The 17,710-nt window shown below is 62.2% G+C and carries 18 protein-coding genes and 1 pseudogene; 10 read left to right on the forward strand and 9 right to left on the reverse strand.

The window, feature by feature from the left end; genetic code table 11:
- Positions 1-23 precede the first annotated feature (23 nt).
- Positions 24-731, reverse strand: coding sequence for an LssY C-terminal domain-containing protein (locus tag X751_RS155305; RefSeq protein ID WP_023709077.1), 708 nt, complete (start codon positions 729-731; stop codon positions 24-26).
- A gap of 143 nt (positions 732-874) precedes the next feature.
- Here X751_RS155305 and X751_RS155300 point away from each other — a divergent pair, with 143 nt between their 5' ends.
- Positions 875-1,570: a gamma-glutamylcyclotransferase gene (locus X751_RS155300; protein ID WP_245264429.1), complete on the forward strand. Its 696-nt coding sequence runs from the start codon at positions 875-877 to the stop codon at positions 1,568-1,570.
- A 13-nt stretch (positions 1,571-1,583) separates the two neighbouring features.
- Here X751_RS155300 and X751_RS155295 read toward each other — a convergent pair whose 3' ends face one another.
- The 3 genes from X751_RS155295 to X751_RS155285 all read right to left on the reverse strand — a co-directional run bounded on the left by X751_RS155295 (position 1,584) and on the right by X751_RS155285 (position 4,208).
- Complete coding sequence (locus X751_RS155295; protein WP_023733327.1) at positions 1,584-2,375, reverse strand: extensin family protein; 792 nt, start codon at positions 2,373-2,375, stop codon at positions 1,584-1,586.
- A gap of 132 nt (positions 2,376-2,507) precedes the next feature.
- Positions 2,508-3,584, reverse strand: a complete 1,077-nt coding sequence (locus X751_RS155290; protein ID WP_023728209.1) for an extensin family protein — start codon at positions 3,582-3,584, stop codon at positions 2,508-2,510.
- Between the two features lie 198 nt (positions 3,585-3,782).
- Positions 3,783-4,208: a DUF3775 domain-containing protein gene (locus X751_RS155285; RefSeq protein ID WP_023683751.1), complete on the reverse strand. Its 426-nt coding sequence runs from the start codon at positions 4,206-4,208 to the stop codon at positions 3,783-3,785.
- Positions 4,209-4,437: 229 nt separating this feature from the next.
- Here X751_RS155285 and X751_RS155280 point away from each other — a divergent pair, with 229 nt between their 5' ends.
- Together X751_RS155280 and greA are read left to right on the forward strand one after the other, a co-directional pair.
- Positions 4,438-4,974, forward strand: a complete 537-nt coding sequence (locus X751_RS155280; protein WP_023683752.1) for a tetratricopeptide repeat protein — start codon at positions 4,438-4,440, stop codon at positions 4,972-4,974.
- Positions 4,975-5,262: 288 nt separating this feature from the next.
- On the forward strand, positions 5,263-5,736 hold the full coding sequence (gene greA, locus X751_RS155275; RefSeq protein WP_023671981.1) for a transcription elongation factor GreA: 474 nt from the start codon (positions 5,263-5,265) through the stop codon (positions 5,734-5,736).
- Positions 5,737-5,760: 24 nt separating this feature from the next.
- On the opposite strand, the gene waaC is transcribed toward greA, so the two are convergent.
- The 3 genes from waaC to rfaD are packed head-to-tail and all read right to left on the reverse strand — an operon-like array spanning position 5,761 to position 8,662.
- Complete coding sequence (waaC, locus tag X751_RS155270; RefSeq protein WP_023744317.1) at positions 5,761-6,735, reverse strand: lipopolysaccharide heptosyltransferase I; 975 nt, start codon at positions 6,733-6,735, stop codon at positions 5,761-5,763.
- Positions 6,732-7,739: a lipopolysaccharide heptosyltransferase II gene (waaF, locus tag X751_RS155265; RefSeq protein ID WP_023744318.1), complete on the reverse strand. Its 1,008-nt coding sequence runs from the start codon at positions 7,737-7,739 to the stop codon at positions 6,732-6,734. The genes waaC and waaF overlap by 4 nt, the downstream gene beginning before the upstream one ends.
- On the reverse strand, positions 7,712-8,662 hold the full coding sequence (rfaD, locus tag X751_RS155260; protein WP_023744319.1) for an ADP-glyceromanno-heptose 6-epimerase: 951 nt from the start codon (positions 8,660-8,662) through the stop codon (positions 7,712-7,714). The genes waaF and rfaD overlap by 28 nt, the downstream gene beginning before the upstream one ends.
- 134 nt (positions 8,663-8,796) lie before the next feature.
- On the opposite strand from rfaD, the gene X751_RS155255 reads away from it, so the two are divergent.
- The 5 genes from X751_RS155255 (at position 8,797) to X751_RS155235 (ending at position 13,460) form a co-directional block, all read left to right on the forward strand.
- A complete protein-coding gene (locus X751_RS155255) occupies positions 8,797-9,429 on the forward strand; it encodes a LysE family translocator (protein WP_023744320.1) in 633 nt (210 codons plus the stop codon).
- Between the two features lie 124 nt (positions 9,430-9,553).
- Positions 9,554-11,047 carry a D-glycero-beta-D-manno-heptose-7-phosphate kinase gene (gene rfaE1, locus X751_RS155250; RefSeq protein ID WP_023671976.1) on the forward strand — a complete coding sequence of 498 codons (1,494 nt, stop codon included), beginning with the start codon at positions 9,554-9,556 and terminating at the stop codon, positions 11,045-11,047.
- Positions 11,048-11,055: 8 nt separating this feature from the next.
- On the forward strand, positions 11,056-11,628 hold the full coding sequence (locus X751_RS155245; RefSeq protein WP_023671975.1) for an SIS domain-containing protein: 573 nt from the start codon (positions 11,056-11,058) through the stop codon (positions 11,626-11,628).
- The gene (locus tag X751_RS155240; protein ID WP_023744321.1) at positions 11,621-12,274 is read left to right on the forward strand and encodes an HAD family hydrolase; all 654 of its coding nucleotides are present in this window, start codon (positions 11,621-11,623) and stop codon (positions 12,272-12,274) included. Before X751_RS155245 ends, X751_RS155240 begins: the two co-directional genes overlap by 8 nt.
- 205 nt (positions 12,275-12,479) lie before the next feature.
- Positions 12,480-13,460, forward strand: coding sequence for a phosphodiester glycosidase family protein (locus X751_RS155235; protein ID WP_245260586.1), 981 nt, complete (start codon positions 12,480-12,482; stop codon positions 13,458-13,460).
- Between the two features lie 422 nt (positions 13,461-13,882).
- On the opposite strand, the gene X751_RS155230 is transcribed toward X751_RS155235, so the two are convergent.
- Positions 13,883-14,359, reverse strand: a complete 477-nt coding sequence (locus X751_RS155230) for an Lrp/AsnC family transcriptional regulator (RefSeq protein ID WP_023744323.1) — start codon at positions 14,357-14,359, stop codon at positions 13,883-13,885.
- A gap of 255 nt (positions 14,360-14,614) precedes the next feature.
- Here X751_RS155230 and trxB point away from each other — a divergent pair, with 255 nt between their 5' ends.
- Together trxB and X751_RS155220 are read left to right on the forward strand one after the other, a co-directional pair.
- Entirely contained in the window at positions 14,615-15,589 is a 975-nt protein-coding gene (trxB, locus tag X751_RS155225; RefSeq protein WP_023711176.1) for a thioredoxin-disulfide reductase, read from the forward strand.
- A gap of 80 nt (positions 15,590-15,669) precedes the next feature.
- Positions 15,670-16,566: a LysR family transcriptional regulator gene (locus X751_RS155220; RefSeq protein WP_023671970.1), complete on the forward strand. Its 897-nt coding sequence runs from the start codon at positions 15,670-15,672 to the stop codon at positions 16,564-16,566.
- A 22-nt stretch (positions 16,567-16,588) separates the two neighbouring features.
- On the opposite strand, the pseudogene X751_RS01000000163620 reads toward X751_RS155220, so the two are convergent.
- A pseudogene (locus X751_RS01000000163620) lies at positions 16,589-17,090 on the reverse strand (isoprenylcysteine carboxylmethyltransferase family protein).
- Between the last annotated feature and the right edge of the window lie 620 nt (positions 17,091-17,710).

Raw genomic sequence — 17,710 nt, forward strand, 5'->3', positions numbered from 1 at the left:
GATTTTTGGGAAATGACGGTGGTTCAGGGGAATTGCCTGAGCACCCCGACAACAGCCTTGCCGTCGGTGAAATAGGGATCGCCGCCGCCGTTGCGTCCGGTCCTGGTGGCGCCGATGCCCGGGATGTCGCTCGCCGAGGTCACCATGCCGGCCGCCGACAGGTCGTGGATCACGAGATCGCGCTCGGCGTCGATGTCAGGGGCGATATGGTGGGTGATGGCGCCGGTATCGTGGCTGAGACCAACGCCGCGGTCGAAGCTGGCCGAGCCCATCCAGAGCGTTCGGCCGTCGTCGCCGGTCGCATCGCTGCGCCAGAAGCGGACATGATGGCGCCGGTCGGCGCTCCCGCCGACCGGCTTTTCGAAGGCGAGATCCTGGGCGCGGCCTTCGAACAGCAGCCGGCTGACCGGGGCGTCAGGATAGGGATGGTCGAACAGCACGCTCTCACCGATTTCGATCGCGGTCTTTAGCGTCACGCCATCGGCCGTATCCCATCCGGTCATGGCGAAGGCATGGACCATCTCTTTTTCGGTACCGACAAGGCCGATATTGATCGGGTCGCCCGGAATGCCTTGCGGCGTGTGTGTCACCATCTCGAAAGTCTGCGTGCGAAAGCCGCGGTCGCGAACCGTCCAGAATTCCGGCGCAGCGACATAGGCGAGGGCCAGCCAGACCGCCAGAAGAGCGGCGAGCCAGGTCAATGCGCGTCGTTGCAGGCTTCGTCGGCTCATGAAAGCGGCTCGATCCGTGCGGTATCTGTGCCTGACGGACCCTGGAAATCAATGGCCAGCGGCGAGCAGCCGTTCTATCGTCGGCCATCGTTTTTGCGGGGGGGTGAGCAGGAATGGATAAGAAGCCGGTGGGTCGCAGCTCGATGGCATTGACCGCGGACCTTGTCGCAAGGGTCGAGCGTGTCGAACCGGATCCGGGTCCCGAGCCCGGAACAACCGAGCATACAGACGCGGAGTTCGATAGTCTTGTCGAGCAACTTCTGTCGGAGCATCGGCCTGAAGCGCTATGGGTCTTTGCCTACGGGTCGCTGATCTGGAACCCCGAATTTGCCCATGTCGAGCAGCGCCCGGCCACGGCGCCAGGATGGCACCGCTCGTTTTGCCTGACGCTGACCCGTTGGCGCGGAACCCGTGATTTGCCGGCGCTGATGCTGGCGCTCGATCGAGGCGGCAGCTGCAACGGCATCGTCTATCGGCTGCCCGCGGAAGACCATGTCGGGCAACTTGGCCAGTTGATGCGCCGCGAGATCGATGCCAATCCGCCGACTAACGTGCCATGCTGGATCAAGGTCAAGACCAAGGATGGGCCGTTGCGGGCCTTGGCTTTCGTCGCCGCGCCCGACGGCAGGGCCTATGCCGGCCGGCTGCCATTGGAGCAGGTTGCCGACACGCTGGCGCGGGCTGCCGGGCATTGGGGCTCGTCGGCTCAATACCTGTTCCGAACCGTCAGCAAGTTGGAAGAAAGCGGTATCCGCGACAGGAACCTTTGGCGCATCCAGGATCTGGTGGCCCAGCAAATCATCGCTTCCATAGGGAACGCCAATCCGACTGATTTCTGAACGGTGAAACGCCTTAGCGGCAGGCGCGGTAGCCGCTTTTGCGGTTCTTGATGTCGAAATGGAAATGGTTGCGGTGATCGTAATTGTAGCCGGGACCGAGCACGGTGGTGAAATACTGGCAGCCGTCGGCGCGCACATTGTTGAGGAAGCCGCGGGTGCGGAAGGCAAACAGGCCGGGCTTGCGCACGTCGATGTCGTCGCCGTTGTTGAGCTCGATGCTCATGACGTCGAGGGCGTTGCCCTTGCCGTGCTCGGACAGGACACCTTCGCCGGCGATGTTGCGGCAGGAATAGCTCGAGCCCTGGTGGATGGTCTTGACGCCCGAGAAATAGCGCCAGCGGGCGGAGGGAACCAGTTCGTTGCTGGTCCAGGCGGCGAAACTTGCGGCCATGTCGCAGGTCAATGTTGCGGCGGGCTTCATCTGGATGCCGCCGATGGCGGATACCTTGACCGGCCAGTCTATGCCGCACTGTCCCTCATGGATCGGCTGGACATCGGTGTAGACGACGCGAAGGCGCTTCAACTCGCCACGGCAATCGGTTTCGCTGGCCGGCATCTGCTGCGGCTCCGACTCCGACATCGGCTCGTCCATGCGCGGATAGGCGGCAGTCATATAGGGATTGGACGGGACGAGCTTCTGCATGCCTTCATATTGCGGCACGGCCGCGGTCTGCGAGCCGACATCGACGGCCGGCTGCAGCGACAGCACGCTGCCAGTGTTGCAAGCCGAAACGGCGGCCAGCGCAAGACCGGCGGCCAGTATCGCTGCGCTTTTTGCCTTCGCGGCGCGAAATATTGCGGCCATGGGCGGAATCCTGTCCTTGATCGGTGGGATTTTAACGATCAAGGGTAAAGGAAAACTCAGCGTCCCCGTTCATGCCTGCGGCCGAAATGCGGCAGCCAGACCATCACCGGCATGACGATCACTGGAGGGCCATCACTGGCAGAAAGTGCCACCATTCCGGCGCGGTTCGAGATCGAGATGGAAATGCAGGGAATGGTCCGGGTCCGCGCCCGGTCCAAGCACGGTCTTGAACGGTCCGCAGGCGGCCTTGCGCACCGCATTGAGGAATTTGCCGTCCTTCTCGGGCGGCGTTGGACCGACTTCGACCTTTCTGCCATCCGACAACGTGAAGCTGGCAATATCGAGCGCGTTGCCGAAGGCATGTTCCGACAGATGGCGCGTGCCGTTGCGCGGCCGGCAGACAAAGGCCGATGCCTGGTTGATCGATTTCAGGTCGGCTCCGAACTCGGCTTTCGCCGCCGGCTGTATGATTTCGGCGGCAAAGCGGGCTGCCGCTTCGGCCATCGGGCAGTTGAGTTCGGTCGCGGGGCCGATGGCGATGGATTTTCCGAGCGACTTCAGCACCAGGGGATAGGGGATCGAGCAGCCGATGTCGGGATTGCTTTCCGCCTTATGCTCCTCGAATTCGACACCAAGGGCCGTCAGCCGCTCGCGACAGGCGACTTCCGCCGCCGGCATTTTTGCATCGGGCACATCGGCCGAGCGCGCATCGGGCAGCATCTTCTTGTCGCCGGCATCGGGTTTTTCAGGTGGTTGCGGAGCAACGGCCAGCGGCTGAGCTTCAGGTTCCGAAGTGTCTGGCTTTTGTGTCGGAATCGGCACCGCGGCCGGCGGCTCGGGCTCGCTTTGCCTATCGGTCGACGGCTTCGGGGCTGACGGTCCGGGCCGCGCCTGCTTTTTAAAACGGGACTTTTCTTCGTTGAATCGATCGTCATTGGACCGGTTGGGCGCGCCAAGGGGGTTCGGACCTTCGGCCTTTTGCTTTTCGATCGGTGCCGCGCCGGTCTTCGGCGCCTCTGAAGGACGCGCCTCGGGCAGCGGGACAACGCGCGAGGGCTGCACCGGAACATCGGCGGGCGAGGGCTCTTTATCCGGGGTCTTTTGTTCCACCTGCTTTGGCGTGATGTGCCGCTGTGGCCTGGGCTTCTGGCGGTGTTTGCTGCGCGGCTTAGGATGCGAGTCGACCCGCGGTGAAAACAGCTGCTCCAACCGCTGTGACAGCGGCGTGTAATGCTTTTTGCGCTGTTTGGCGTCAGCTTGCGTCAGCAGGGGCGCCAGCAGCAGAGCCGTGACGACCATGACCAGTGCAACCCTGCATGTTCGGGAAAGTACAACAGACCCCATCGTCCTCAACGGCGCGAACGCCTGGAGGTTGCCTGCGGCCCATCACGAACGGTAACGACGTCGTTACGCGCCAATCGCTTCCAGCCCTTCTTCCAGCCAGTCGGCCAAAAGCGGCATGCCGAGCAGGTATTTCGCCGTGCGCTTGTTGGCGCGGTCGCGCGCGGCGGCAACCGCATCGGACCATTCCGCTGCGTCATAGTCGCCGCGGCCGACCCAGGCCAGCGCGATCAACTCGGCCGCTTCGTCGACGTTGAGGTCGTTGATCAGCTCGCGCAGCTCTTCCTCGGTGAGGTCTTCCGCGCTTTCCTCCGCCAGACCGTCATGGTGGTGATTGGCATGTGATTCACCATCGAGCTCGACTTCATGCTCGGCACCGTCGGCATAGTCTTCGTTGACGGCAGCACTCAGTCCCTTTGCCTTGAGAATGAACAGGCGCACGGTGTCCGGGCCGATCGATAGCTCCCATTCCCGCTCACGGCGCTGTTGCACTCTCGGGCACCCCCGCTGATCATTTCCCGAATGATAGCGGATTTGCAGCGCGCGTCACGTCATGTTCTGATCCCTGGCTCCCGCCTTTGACCGAATTCAGGTTAGGCACGGCCGCACAAATAGTTTCGGCGGCTGCGGGTTTCCGGGATGAAAAGTCTGCATCCCGGCGTTAGCTTTTCATTATCGTCATTTTCCCTCAAGATCGTCATTATCCCTCAAGGAGGCTTCGATGCATAAAAGAGTGTTGATCCAGGCGGCTGCGGCGCTTGTGGCGCTGCAGTTCTTTGCGGTTCCGGTGTTTGCGGCCGGCGGCGGTGGCGGTGGTACCGAGACCACCACCCAGTGCAAGAAGGGGCAGGTCTGGGACAAGAAAAAGCAGAAATGCGTCGCGCCGAAGTACGGCATGCTGGACGACGACAACATCTACGATGCTGGTCACGACCTGGCCATGGCCGGGCGTTATGATGAGGCGATCGCCGTGCTCAGCCTTGCCGCCAACAAGCAGGATCCACGCATCCTCAACTACCTCGGCTATTCGCATCGCCATTCCGGCCGTGTAACCGTCGGCCTCGGCTATTACGAGGAAGCGCTCCGCATCAACCCGGACTACACGCTGGTGCGCGAATATCTCGGCGAGGCCCATCTGCAGATCGGCGATCTGGCCGGCGCTCAGGCGCAACTGGCCGAGATCGAGAAGCGGACGGGCAAGGATTCGCGCGAATACGGCATGCTGGCCGAACAGATCTACCATTTCATGAGAAGCTGACCCCACCCCAACGGCTTCTCTGGGCCGGCTGCGAGCAATCGCAGCCGGTTTTTGTTGTCGCAACTGCAACACGCTGCACATGCCGTGACGGCAATTGCGCAAGTCGGCTCATGATTTTTCAAAAAGCCTGCTTTTTGAGCGTGAAAAACGCGCGAGGATCGCTATATTGGGGAAAATTGCGGTGAAACGGTTCCGTTAGCCCGAGGCTGCCGGACCCGTTTTCTTTTTATACCCATCGACAAGGCTTTCCCCGAAATGCGGGGGTGGCGGCAGGAAAGGTCAGGCATCATGAACAAGGTCCCGATGACAGGCGAGGGATTCGCGTCATTGAAGGAAGAGCTGCGTTGGCGCCAGCAGGAGGAGCGGCCGCGCATCATCGAGGCGATCTCCGAAGCGCGCTCGCATGGCGACCTGTCCGAAAATGCCGAATATCATGCCGCCAAAGAGGCGCAGAGCCTCAATGAGGGCCGTGTCAACGAACTGGAAGACTATATTGCTCGGGCCGAGGTGATCGACGTCACCAAGCTTAGCGGCGACAAGGTCAAGTTCGGCGCCACGGTGGTGCTGGTCGACGAGGACACCGAGGAAAAGAAGACCTACCAGATTGTCGGCGACCAGGAAGCGGACGTGAAATCGGGCCGTATCTCGATCTCATCGCCGATCGCGCGCGCGCTGATCGGCAAGGAAGTCGGCGACGCCATCGAGGTCAACGCGCCTGGCGGCGCCAGGGGTTATGAGATCGTCCAGGTGCAATTTATCTAGCACCTCAGATACTTCTGAAAGGCTCTAGGCTGGTGCTCGTGATTTGAGCGCCAGTTGCTTCTTAGCTTCCGCCACCACCTTCGCCGGCGTTAGGCGCTCCCCCGATGCGGCCAGCAGCGTTGAGGCATATTGCCCGCGCGGGCCGGTCAAACCCGGCTCGGTCGCCAGGAACACCGCGACCGTCGGCAGGCCGAAGGCGCTGGCGAGGTGGGTCAGACCGGTGTCGGCGCCGATAACCAGCGTCGAGCGGCCAAGGATCGCGGCAATGTCTGCCAGCGGCGATCTCGGCACCACGATCGTTGACGGCACGGCTTTCGCGATTGCCTCGGCGACCGCCTTCTCACGCTCGTTCGACCAGGTGGTGACCGGCGTCATTCCGGTACCAACCAGCAGGCGAGCGGTTTCGATCCAGTCTTCGGCGGGCCATTTCTTGTCTTCGCGGCTGGTGCCGTGCAGCAGGAAGGCCGTCTTGCCGTCGATGCCGGCCAGGTGGCCCGGAGGCGGCACAATCCCGGATGCCAGGGTCGAAAGGTCGGGCTCGTAGCCGAGCGCCAGCCCGAACAGCCGGCGCGTGCGTTCGATGGCGTGCAGGTTGCGCGGCACGGCGTATTTGCGCTGGTAAAACAACGTTGCCGAGGGCTCCCGCGCGCTCGCGCGGTCGAAACCTGCGATTGGTGCCGCTGCCTGTTTCGCCACCAGGGCCGATTTCAGCAGCCCCTGCGCATCGATGACGAGGTCGTACTCGCCTGCTTGCAGAGCGCGGCGCAAGCTTGTCGCCTCCCGCCATGTGCGGGCGTTGAACAGATGCTTGCGCCAGCGCCGGATGGCGACGGTATGGATCTTTGCTATCGCCGGATGCAGCGCGACGATGGCGGCAAAGGCTTCTTCGACGCACCAGTCGAAGGCGATATCGGGGCGCTTGCGGCGTGCATCTTCGACGGCGGGGAAGGTGTGGGTGACGTCGCCCATCGAGGAGGACTTGACGATCAAAACCTTCATGCGGCGGCCGGGAGTTCCAGCAACCTGTCCGCCGCCGCTGCCACTTGGGCAACGTCCAGCGTCTTCAGGCAGTTGAGGTGGCCGAGCGGGCAGATCTTCCGGTGGCAGGGCGAACAGGACAGATGCAACCAGATCAGTTCGCGCTGTTCAGCCAACGGCGGCGTGTTTTCCGGCGAGGTCGAACCGTAGACGGCAACGACCGGTGTGCCGACGGCGGCCGCGACATGCATCAGCCCGCTGTCGTTGGACACCGCCAGCCTGGCCGCGGCGATCAGGTCGATGGCGTCCTCCAGCCGCGTCTTTCCTGCCAGATCGACGACACCGGGCGCGAGTGCTGCGATCTCGGCGGTGACGTCGCGATCGTTCTTCGAGCCGAACAACGCGACCTCGAATCCTTTCGCCATCATCTCTCCGGCGAGGCCGGCATAGCTTTCGCTAGGCCAGCGTTTGGCCGGACCGAATTCGGCGCCGGGCATCATGGCGACGAATTTTCCCGGCTGCAGGTCGAAGCGGGCGAGCAACTCTTTCTGATTGCCGCCATCGACGGTCAGGTGCGGCGCCCGGAAATGGCCACCCTGGGCAAGACCGAAATAGGCCTGCGCGGTGCGCCGTTTGACGGCATCGGGCAGCGGCACGATGTCGGTCAGCAGGCCGTAGCGCATTTCCCGGAGATTGCCGAAGCGGCGGGGGATGCGGGCAAAGAACGGGATCAGCGCCGATTTCCAGCTGCCCGGCAGGACGTAGGCCATGTCGTAGCGGCCGCGCAGCAGGCGGCCGAAGCGGCGGCGAATGGTGAATTCGAGCGCGCCCGGTTGCAGCGGGAAATCGATCTGCTGGCGAATCTCGGGCATGCGCTTGACCAGCGGGGCCGCCCAGGCCGGGGCCAGCACGTCGATGGCGGCGTTGGGATGGACGTCCTTCAGCGCTGAAAACAGGCACTGCGCCATGACCATATCGCCCACCCAGCGTGGGCCGATCACGAGGATCGTTGGGCTTTCAGCCATTCGACATAGTCTCTGACGCCGGTTTCCACGCTGCGGAATTGCCCATTATAGCCGGCTGCGCGCAAGCGGGACATATCAGCTTGGGTAAAACTCTGGTAGCTGCCCTTGAGGTGATCGGGGAATTCGATGAACTCGATCTCGCCCTGGCCCAGCGTATCGATCACGGTCTCGGCAATGGCGCGGAACGGCTGGGCGCGGCCGGTGCCGCAGTTGAAGATGCCGCTCGAGCCGCGCTTCCACAGCCACAGATTGACGTCGGCGACATCGCCGACATGAATGAAGTCGCGGCTTTGTTCGCCGGGGCCGAAGCGGTCATAGGCGCCGAACAGCTTTGGGTTTTCGCCGCGCCCGACCTGATTGAACAGATGGAAGGCGACCGAGGCCATCGCGCCCTTGTGCGCCTCGCGCGGGCCATAGACGTTGAAGTAGCGCAGGCCGGCGACCTGCGAATGATCGGTGTCGAACACAGTGCGCCTGACATAGTCGTCGAATAGTTTCTTCGAATAGGCGTAGACGTTGAGCGGCCGCTCAAGTGCGGGGTCCTCGCGAAACTCCGAACCGCCGCCGTAGACGGAAGCCGAGGAGGCATAGAGGAACGGTATGCGCAGCGAAAGACAGCCATGCAGCAAGCGCTTTGAGAAGGCGTAGTTCACGTCCATCATGAACTTGCCGTTCCATTCCGTGGTGGTCGAGCAGGCGCCCTGGTGGAAGACGGCCTCGACGCGGCCTAGGTCGCCGGCTTCCAAGGTGGCCAAGAATTCGTCCTTGTCGAGATAATCGGCTATCTGCAAATCGGCCAGGTTGGCGATCTTGTGGCCGTCGGTGAGGTCGTCGACGACGAGGATGTCATCATGGCCTTCGGCATTGAGTGCGGCGACGATGTTGGAGCCGATCATGCCGGCCCCGCCCGTGACGATGATCATGAATGCCTCTGGTTGCTTGCGATTCCGGTCCTTATAAGGGAGGCCAAGCGTACTGTCGATGAAGCACCACGACGCCACAGTGAGACCGCGAAGCGGCCCGCTTTATTCGAGGCCCGCAAGCTAGGGGACAAAAAATGCCGTCGACCGAACTGCTCATTGCGTTTTTCGCCACCACGGCGATCTTTGCCTATATTCCAGGACCGGCGATGCTCTATGCCGCCGCGCAGACCATGGCGCGCGGGCGCTGGTCGGGGCTGACGGCGGCACTTGGCATCCATCTTGGCGGTTATTTCCATGTCTTTGCGGCTGCCGCCGGGCTGTCGGTGCTCTTCCATGCGGTGCCGCCGCTCTACATGGCGGTCAAGCTCATCGGCGCGCTCTATCTGATCTGGCTTGGCGTGTCCTTGCTCCGCAAGCGCGGGGACGGTGACAGGGCGATGCCGGCGATCGAGCGCAAATCGGCGCGCCCCGCATTTTTCGAGAGCATCACCGTCGAAGTGCTCAATCCGAAGACGGCGATCTTCTTCATGGCGTTCCTGCCACAGTTCATCGATGCCTCGGCGGGGTTCCCGGTGTGGCTGCAATTCGTCGTGCTGGGCACCATCGTCAATTTAATGTTCTCTTCGGCAGATATTGTCTGCGTGTTGCTGGCAGGCATGGTGATCGCCCGGCTGAAGCGCTCCAGCCGTGCGCAGCGGATCATGCAGCGGGCGGGCGGGGCGGTGCTGATCGGACTGGGCGTCCACGTCGCGCTGCAGAAGAGCTGACGGCCGCCCTGACGTTGCGCTGCGCGGATTTGCGGTATATCGGCTTCGCCATGAACGATCCGGCCCGTAAATTGACAATTTTCAGCGTGATTGAGGTCGGCCTTTCCCTCGCATTGCCAGTGACATGATCAAGCACAATCCGCCTTCGCCCGAACCTTTGCACCGCGCCATTGCCCGCTTTGGCGACGTTGCCGTGCTGGTGGTCGGCGACTTCATCCTCGACCGTTTCGTCAACGGTGTCATCGAGCGCATCTCGCCGGAAGCGCCGATCCCGGTGCTGCACGGGCGCGGCGAGACCTCGACGATGGGCGGCGCAGGCAACGTTGTCGCCAACATCGTCTCGCTGGGTGCCAGCGCTATTCCCATATCGGTGATCGGCACCGATGTGGCCGGCGACAATCTGGTGCGCATGCTGCGCGAACTCGGCGCCGATACGGCTGATATGGCGCAGGAGCGCGGTCGCATGACGTCGTCGAAGAGCCGCTTCAGCGCGCTCAATCAGCAGGTGCTGCGCTTCGATGAGGAAGAGATCAAGCCGCTCGACGACAAGGAACGGGCGGACCTGGTCCGGCATTTTCGCGCCGCACTCACGCGCGCCGACATCGTCATTCTGTCCGACTATGGCAAGGGCATCTTGCTCGACGGCGTCGCCGCCGACCTGATCGCCATCTGCCGCGAGGCGGGAAAACCGGTGCTGGTCGATCCCAAGGGCCGCGACTATGCGCGCTATGCCGGCGCGACCGCCATCACGCCCAACCGCAAGGAGCTTGGCGAAGCTGTCGGTCGCCCGGTTTTCGCCGACGACGAGATCGTCGCGGCGGCACGCCAGCTGATTTCGGCACATGGCTTCGACTTCGTCGTCGCCACCCGCAGCGAAAAGGGCATGAGCGTCGTCGGCGCGGATGAGGCGCGCCACATCGCCACCCAGGCGCGCGAAGTGTTCGACGTTTCGGGCGCCGGCGATACGGTCATCGCGAGCTTCGCGCTGGCTCTGGCCGCGGGCGCCGATCGCGTCATGGCCGCCTCCATCGCCAATGCCGCCGGCGGTGTGGTGGTGGGCAAACGCGGCACCGCGCGGCTGACCGTGGAGGAACTCACCGGCGCGCTGTTCCGCTCGCACGGCCCCACCGCCCACAAGGACGCCATCCTCGATGCCGCATCGGCCGCGCGCATGGTGGCGGCGTGGAAGGACGAGGGCCTGAGCGTCGGCTTCACCAATGGCTGCTTCGACATATTGCATGCCGGCCATGTCAGTCTTCTCCACGCGGCGCGCAGCCAGTGCGACCGGCTGGTGCTCGGCCTCAACAGCGATGCCTCGGTGCGTCGGCTGAAAGGCGCCGGGCGCCCGGTCAACGATCAGCATGATCGTGCCTGCGTGCTCGCCGCCCTGGCCTCGGTCGATGCGGTCGTGGTGTTCGAAGAGGATACGCCGCTGGCGCTGATCGAGGCGCTTCTGCCCGACATTCTGGTCAAGGGCGCCGACTACACGGTCGAAACCGTTGTCGGCGCCGATGTGGTGCAGAAGGCGGGCGGGCGCGTCGTCCTGGTCGACCTTGTCGCCGGCAAGAGCACCACCGGCACGATCGGCAAATTGCGCGCCGGCGGCGGTACCAACTGAGGGATTTCATGTCCGGACTGAATGACTATCTGGTCCGCTCGGCGGCCGCGATCACCGCGACAGTCGAGCGTGACCTGACCGCCGAGATGGAACGTGCTGTGAGTGCGGTCGTCGCCGCGCTTTCCTCGGGCAAGGCGCTGCTGGTCTGCGGCAATGGCGGCTCGGCCAGCGACGCCATCCACATTGCCACCGAACTGGTCGGCCGCTTCCTTAAGGAGCGCAAGGCCTACAATGTGATTGCGCTGCCGGCCAACGCGGGCATGCTGACCGCCTGGGGCAATGACTATGGCTTCGACACCGTGTTTTCGCGCCAGGTCGAGGCGCATGGCGCGCCCGGCGGCGTGCTGCTTGCCATCTCGACCAGCGGCAATTCGCCGAGCATTCTGGCTGCCGCCGAACAGGCTCGGATGATGGGCATGACGGTGGTCAGCCTCACCGGCGACAGCGGTGGCAAACTCAAGCCGCTCACCGACATACTGCTCAACGTGCCCTCGACCTCGACGCCGATCATCCAGCAGGGACATCTCTGCCTCTACCACTATCTCTGCGAGGTGGTGGAAGACCGTCTGTCGAATGGCTGACACCGGGGCCTACGGTCCATACCCGCTGGCTGAGCCCGGCCTGTGGGTTGAGCGGGTGGGTTCGCGGGTGTTTCCAGCCAACGCGCCGGCGCTGTTCCTCGACCGCGACGGCACCATCAATGTCGACACCGGCTATCCCGACGATCCAGCCAAAATGGCGCTGCGCGACAGCATCGTGCCGGTCATCGCCGCCGCCAACCGGGGCAACATCCCGGTGGTCATCGTCACCAACCAGTCCGGCATCGCGCGCGGCTATTTCGGCTGGAAGGAATTTGCCGCGGTCAACGGCCGGGTTCTCAAGCTGCTTGCCGCCGGCGATGCCTTCGTCGACATGGTTCTGGCCTGCGCCTACCACGAGGCGGGCAGCGGGCCACTGGCGGTCGCCGACCATCCAATGCGCAAGCCCAATCCGGGCATGCTGCTACAGTCCCGGCAGCGCCTCGGCCTCGATCTCAAACGCTCGCTGATCGTCGGCGACAATCCCGCGGATATGCAGGCCGGACAACGTGCCGCCCTGCCGCGCGGCTGGCTGGTGGATGGCGAGGGAAGTAATGAGCCGGGCTTCGAGGTTCTGCCGCTGCGCAACCCCGATGATCTGGAAGGGCTTTTGAGGGCTGTCGAGTCGCTCGGATCGAGACTGATTTAGCTTTCCGGATCTGTTGCGACGCAATCTCAATGGGTTAGCTTGAGCGTTTCACCGTTTCGCAGAAACGGCGAGCCGATCCATTTCTTTGCTTTGACGCTATTCCCCAGGAAAGCACCACGCTCTTTTGCGGAAAACTGCAGAGATCAGACATCATTCAAGCAAGAAATTTGCAGATGTCATTCCATCGAAGAACGAGGGGAATTCATTGAAGAAAGCAATCTCTGTTGCCGTTGTCTTGTTGATATTGGCTGTGCTTTCAGCCGTGGGGTATGTCTGGCAAAAACACGGCGTGTATGGGCTCAATGCACTTCTTCGCCGCGGCGGAAGCTACTGGATCGCCGTTGCACCCGACGATGCGCGTCTCTCGCCTGCCATGCAGCTTGCGTTGAAATCGGAAATTCCTGATGTGACCGCTGGAGCCAGCTCATGGAATGAAACCGAGCCTGGATTTCAGGTCAGAGAAATCCCCGTCATGGTGGGCGACCGTGAAATTGACCGGCTCTATCTCAACCGTTTCGATCCAGCTAAATTCCGTTTCGTTGCCCGTAACGAGCCCAGTGGTGCCAAGGACATCGACCAGTGGGAAGCGGCACTCAATCCACAAGGCACAGGCGGCACCGTTCTGATCGTCAATGGCAGTTATTTCGGACTGAAGGGCGAAGCCGACACGCCCTTTGTCAGCATGGGTGCGAGGCTCGGGCCGGATGAATACGATGCGAAGGCCGGCGCCTGGTTCGTGAATGCCTCCGGCACGCATGTGGTCGATCTCAATTCACGTGAATGGCGCGCAGTCACGGAGAATGCCGAAAACGCTATGGTTTCCTATCCATTGCTTGTCGGTGAGGACGGCCGCAACAATGTACGCGCCAAGAGCAACTGGTTGGCCAACCGCACCTTTATCGCGGAAGATCGTCAGGGCTGGATCATCGTCGGTTCGACCAAAGACGCTTTCTTCTCGCTGGACCGGCTAGCAAACTTCCTGTTGCAGACCGACCTCGATCTCAAGACGGCGCTAAACCTCGATGGCGGGCCTGTTGCCTGCCTCAGCGTCCGCTCCGGGAACTACCGGTTGAAACACTATGCCAAGTGGGAAGCCCAGGTCGCGGATGGCGACGTCTCACTGCTTCAAGCACCGCTAGATGTGCCCTGGGGATTGCCTGTTGTTCTCACGGTGGAGCGCAGGTAGCAAATCCTGCCCTTGGCAGGGTGGGTCAAAGTACTCCCGATTCCGTAGCTGAAACCGGATGGCATATTCAACCTTGGCCGCTCATGTTCACGCAATCTGACCCGGAATACCCTACGATTTCGGCGCCAGAATTCGCTTTCTGGCTCATATTCGTCGTCAACATAATTGTGATCGGCGCGGCGTTTCTCGCGTCAAAAAACATTTTCCGTCTCGAATGGTTGCCGCATGTCATCACATTCGTCTGGCTTGCTTGCTCACCTATTTGCTAGCCTTTTTAGCTTTGCCGGAGATGTCCCCTGGTGAGAGCCCCGGCCTTGGCGACGGCTTCATTCTTTTGCCAGTTGTCGGAGAGGTAGCAGTGTGTCTGTTGGGGTATGTCTTGGTCGGCGTCGCACATGCTTTTTCGAAGTTAATCTCGCTTATCATGCGTTGAACGCAACCAGCCCCTCATCCTTGACGCGGCGGATGGTCAGCGCGGTGCGCACCGTGTCGACATTGGGGGCCGAGGCCAGTTCTTCAATGACGAAGGTCTGGAACGTGCCGAGATCGCTCGCCACGCAATGCAGCAGGAAGTCGGATTCGCCCGAGACCATCCAGGCGTCGCGCACGATCGGCCAGCCGCGAGTGCGCTCGGCGAAAGCTTTGAGCTCCGCGTCGGCTTGGTGATGCAGGCCGATCAGGCAGAAGGCGACGACATCCATGCCGAGCGCCGGCGCGTTGAGCAAGGCGCGATAGCCTCTGATGATGCCGGTTTCCTCCAGCCGCCGGACACGGCGCAGGCAGGGCGGGGCGGAAATGCCGACTCGGCTCGATAGTTCGACATTGGTCATGCGCCCGTCGGCCTGAAGCTCGCGCAGAATCTTCCAGTCGATGGCGTCGAGGTCGGCTTTCAGGGGCATGGCGGTCTCGGCTTAGCGCAAGAATCTTTCGCGCTCTCGTCCTTAAACGACTTTTGTGTCGATGCCAGCCCTTTGGTCGGGCGATTTCGCAACCGTAACGAAAGCGGCCATTGCGCGAATAAGCCTGTAGGCCGAAGCTTTCCGGGGACGACTGCCTGATCGTCTTGCTGGTGTGGTTGGCAACCCTTACATTACCAGCAACATTTCACGTCGTTTTCCAAGGCACACTCGATTGTCTGCCCGCAGAGGCTTTAGATGACCACCAAGCACGCGCCTGTCCTTATCATCGGTTCCGGCCCGGCCGGCTATACCGCCGCAGTCTACGCCGCGCGCGCCATGCTCAAGCCGATGCTCGTAGCAGGCTTGCAGCAGGGCGGGCAGCTGATGATCACCACCGATGTCGAAAACTATCCAGGCTTCGCCGATCCGATCCAGGGCCCGTGGCTGATGGAGCAGATGCTGAAGCAGGCCGAGCATGTCGGCACGGATATCATCAACGACATCATCACCGAGGTTGACCTCAATGTGCGGCCGTTCCGCGCCACGGGAGATTCCGGCACCACCTACACGGCCGACGCGCTGATCATTGCCACCGGCGCGCAGGCGAAATGGCTGGGCATCCCCACCGAACAGACCTTCATGGGCTTCGGCGTGTCGGCCTGCGCCACCTGCGATGGTTTTTTCTATCGCGGCAAGGATGTCGCTGTCATCGGCGGCGGCAATTCGGCGGTGGAGGAGGCGCTCTATCTCTCCAATCTGGCGAAGAGCGTGACCGTCATCCACCGGCGCAACGATTTCCGCGCCGAGCGCATCCTGCGTGAGCGGCTGTTGAAAAAGGACAATGTCCGAGTCATCTGGGACACGATCGTCGACGAGATCACCGGCCGGCCCGGCAAGACGCCGCTGCCGCCTTCGGTCGAAGGGCTGAAGCTCAGAAATGCGGTGACCGGCGAGGTCAGCCATCTCCAGGTGGACGGCGTGTTCGTGGCGATCGGCCATGCGCCGGCGGTGGAATTGTTTGTCGGCAAGCTGAAGCAGAAGCCGAACGGCTATCTGTGGACGGCGCCGAATTCGACCCGCACGGACGTTCCCGGCGTGTTCGCCGCCGGTGACGTGACCGACGATATCTACCGTCAGGCGGTGACCGCCGCCGGGCTCGGCTGCATGGCCGCGCTCGAGGCGGAAAAATACCTGGCCGGCATCGAGGTGCACCGCGAAGCGGCGGAATAAAATCTATCAAGACGGCGTCGCAAGCCGTTCAAAAGCCTGATTTTTCATTCAGACGCCAAAAACAGAACGAGGGGAACTCAATGGCGTTGGACTGGGACAAGCTTCGCGTGTTTCACGCAGCGGCGGAGGCTGGGTCGTTTACCCATGCCGCCGAGACTTTGCACCTGTCGCAATCGGCGATTTCACGCCAGGTCAGCGCGCTAGAACATGATGTCGGGGTGCCGCTGTTCAATCGCCATGCCCGCGGCCTGGTGCTGACCGAGCAGGGCGAAATGCTGTTCCGCACGGCGCATGACGTGCTGATGAAGCTGGAGACCATCAAGTCGAAGCTGACCGAGGCCAAGGACCGTCCCTCAGGCGTGCTGAGGGTAACGACCACGGTCGGGCTCGGCGCCGGCTGGCTGACCGAGCGGGTGCAGGAATTCATCGAGCTCTATCCGGAAATCAGCCTGCAGCTGATCCTGGCCAATGAGGAACTCGACCTCACCATGCGCCAGGCCGACTGCGCGATACGGCTGCGCCAGCCGCAGCAGCCCGACCTTATCCAGCGCCGCCTGTTCACCGTGCATTTCCACCTCTATGCCTCGCCGTCCTATGTCGGCAAGCACGGCAAGCCGACCTCGGTCGCCGATCTGAAGAACCATCGCATCGTCACTTTCGGTGTGCCGGTGCCGTCGCATCTGTCGGAGCTGAACTGGCTGGAAACGATCGGCGATTTCGACGGTGGGCAAAGGGTGCCGACGCTGCAGATCAACGACATCTTGTCGATCAAGCGCGCCGTGCAGGGCGGCGCCGGCATCGCCATGCTGCCCGACTACGTGATCTCCAAGGAATCGGATCTGGTGCAGCTTTTGCCGGAGACCGAGGTGCCGTCCTTCGACACCTATTTCGCCTATCCCGATGCAATGAAGAACCAGGCCAAGCTGCACGTCTTCCGCGACTTCATCATCGCCAAAGCGCGCAGCTGGTCATTTTAAACATGCCCTTGGGAGGTGCTGGTCACCCCCGCCAAGGCGTCAGCCGTGGCAGCCAGCCGGGAACATTGCGGCGGTATGTCTCGTATCCGCCACCGTAGCGGCGGGCGAGAGTCGGCTCCTCATAGAACCTGACGAAAGAGCCCATGACGATCGCGCCGATGGCGGCATAGGCAGGCAGCGACGCTCCAGCTTGAAAACAGCAACGCCTGGCCGAGGATGATCGACAGCACGGCGACGTACATCGGGTTGCGGACATGGCGGTACACGCCGCCGATCACCAGTCTCTCGGTGGGCGCGACAGGCGCCGGCGTGCCGAGGCCTTCGAGCGCGAAGCGGGCAAAGGAATGGACGAGCAGGGCGATGGCCGCGACAATCAGGATGGAGCCGGCCGGCACGAAGCCGGGCGCCGTCGACAGCGGCAGACGGTAGCGGTCCGTGAGCAGCCAGGGCACCAGCCCGGCGACGACACAAGGTGCGGCGATGAAGAAGACCGCGCTGCCGGCGATCGCCTGGGGTGTCCGCATGTCAGGTCTGCCTTCTTCCGGCCGACCCTTCCCATCCCGCTGCCGCAAAAATAAACGCCTGTTGCCCGATTCAACGTCATTCGGCTTTTTGCCCGCGAGCGCGAGAATCAGCCCGACTTGCGGTTCTGCGAAGGCAACAGCACGGTCGCGCCATTCATTTGGCAACTTTTCGTGGTCTTATGGCCCCTAGACATGGGTTAGTCCACAGCCTGTACCTTTTTGCATGCGTGTGTTGCAAAATAGATGCTTGTTTCTTGGGCATGAACAGCACATATATAGATCATCTCCTGGGCGCGTTCTCCTCCCATTAGCGCCCTCGAGTGTTCCCCTCTGGAGGTTAGCCTTAACAGGCACTTCCAATCAAACTCAGCCGGATCTTCATTGATCCGGCTTTTTTGTTTCCGGGCCTGCCGTAGCCAGCGAAAAATCGAGCAAAATCGCCGCGTAACAGTGACATGTAACCTCAGGTAACATGCCGCAGGCGCGATTCATCGTTTAAGCAGATCATAGGACGCGGTGTGGTTCGACCGGGAGATGGGGGCATCACTCGGAAGATCCGGGCTCAGGCGGCTACCGCGTCCGAACCTATTCGTCTGTCAGTGCCGTATGGCGCGGCGGAT

The organism is Mesorhizobium sp. LNJC394B00 (assembly GCF_000502555.1).
Taxonomy (GTDB): domain Bacteria; phylum Pseudomonadota; class Alphaproteobacteria; order Rhizobiales; family Rhizobiaceae; genus Mesorhizobium.

Bases quoted from the DNA above. Each gene is read 5' to 3' on its own strand.
- X751_RS155305 (WP_023709077.1), bottom strand. From the start codon at position 731: ATGAGCCGACGAAGCCTGCAACGACGCGCATTGACCTGGCTCGCCGCT.
- X751_RS155300 (WP_245264429.1), top strand. From the start codon at position 875: ATGGCATTGACCGCGGACCTTGTCGCAAGGGTCGAGCGTGTCGAACCG.
- X751_RS155295 (WP_023733327.1), bottom strand. From the start codon at position 2,375: ATGGCCGCAATATTTCGCGCCGCGAAGGCAAAAAGCGCAGCGATACTG.
- X751_RS155280 (WP_023683752.1), top strand. From the start codon at position 4,438: ATGCATAAAAGAGTGTTGATCCAGGCGGCTGCGGCGCTTGTGGCGCTG.
- greA (WP_023671981.1), top strand. From the start codon at position 5,263: ATGAACAAGGTCCCGATGACAGGCGAGGGATTCGCGTCATTGAAGGAA.
- waaC (WP_023744317.1), bottom strand. From the start codon at position 6,735: ATGAAGGTTTTGATCGTCAAGTCCTCCTCGATGGGCGACGTCACCCAC.
- waaF (WP_023744318.1), bottom strand. From the start codon at position 7,739: ATGGCTGAAAGCCCAACGATCCTCGTGATCGGCCCACGCTGGGTGGGC.
- rfaD (WP_023744319.1), bottom strand. From the start codon at position 8,662: ATGATCATCGTCACGGGCGGGGCCGGCATGATCGGCTCCAACATCGTC.
- X751_RS155255 (WP_023744320.1), top strand. From the start codon at position 8,797: ATGCCGTCGACCGAACTGCTCATTGCGTTTTTCGCCACCACGGCGATC.
- rfaE1 (WP_023671976.1), top strand. From the start codon at position 9,554: ATGATCAAGCACAATCCGCCTTCGCCCGAACCTTTGCACCGCGCCATT.
- X751_RS155245 (WP_023671975.1), top strand. From the start codon at position 11,056: ATGTCCGGACTGAATGACTATCTGGTCCGCTCGGCGGCCGCGATCACC.
- X751_RS155240 (WP_023744321.1), top strand. From the start codon at position 11,621: ATGGCTGACACCGGGGCCTACGGTCCATACCCGCTGGCTGAGCCCGGC.
- X751_RS155230 (WP_023744323.1), bottom strand. From the start codon at position 14,359: ATGCCCCTGAAAGCCGACCTCGACGCCATCGACTGGAAGATTCTGCGC.
- trxB (WP_023711176.1), top strand. From the start codon at position 14,615: ATGACCACCAAGCACGCGCCTGTCCTTATCATCGGTTCCGGCCCGGCC.
- X751_RS155220 (WP_023671970.1), top strand. From the start codon at position 15,670: ATGGCGTTGGACTGGGACAAGCTTCGCGTGTTTCACGCAGCGGCGGAG.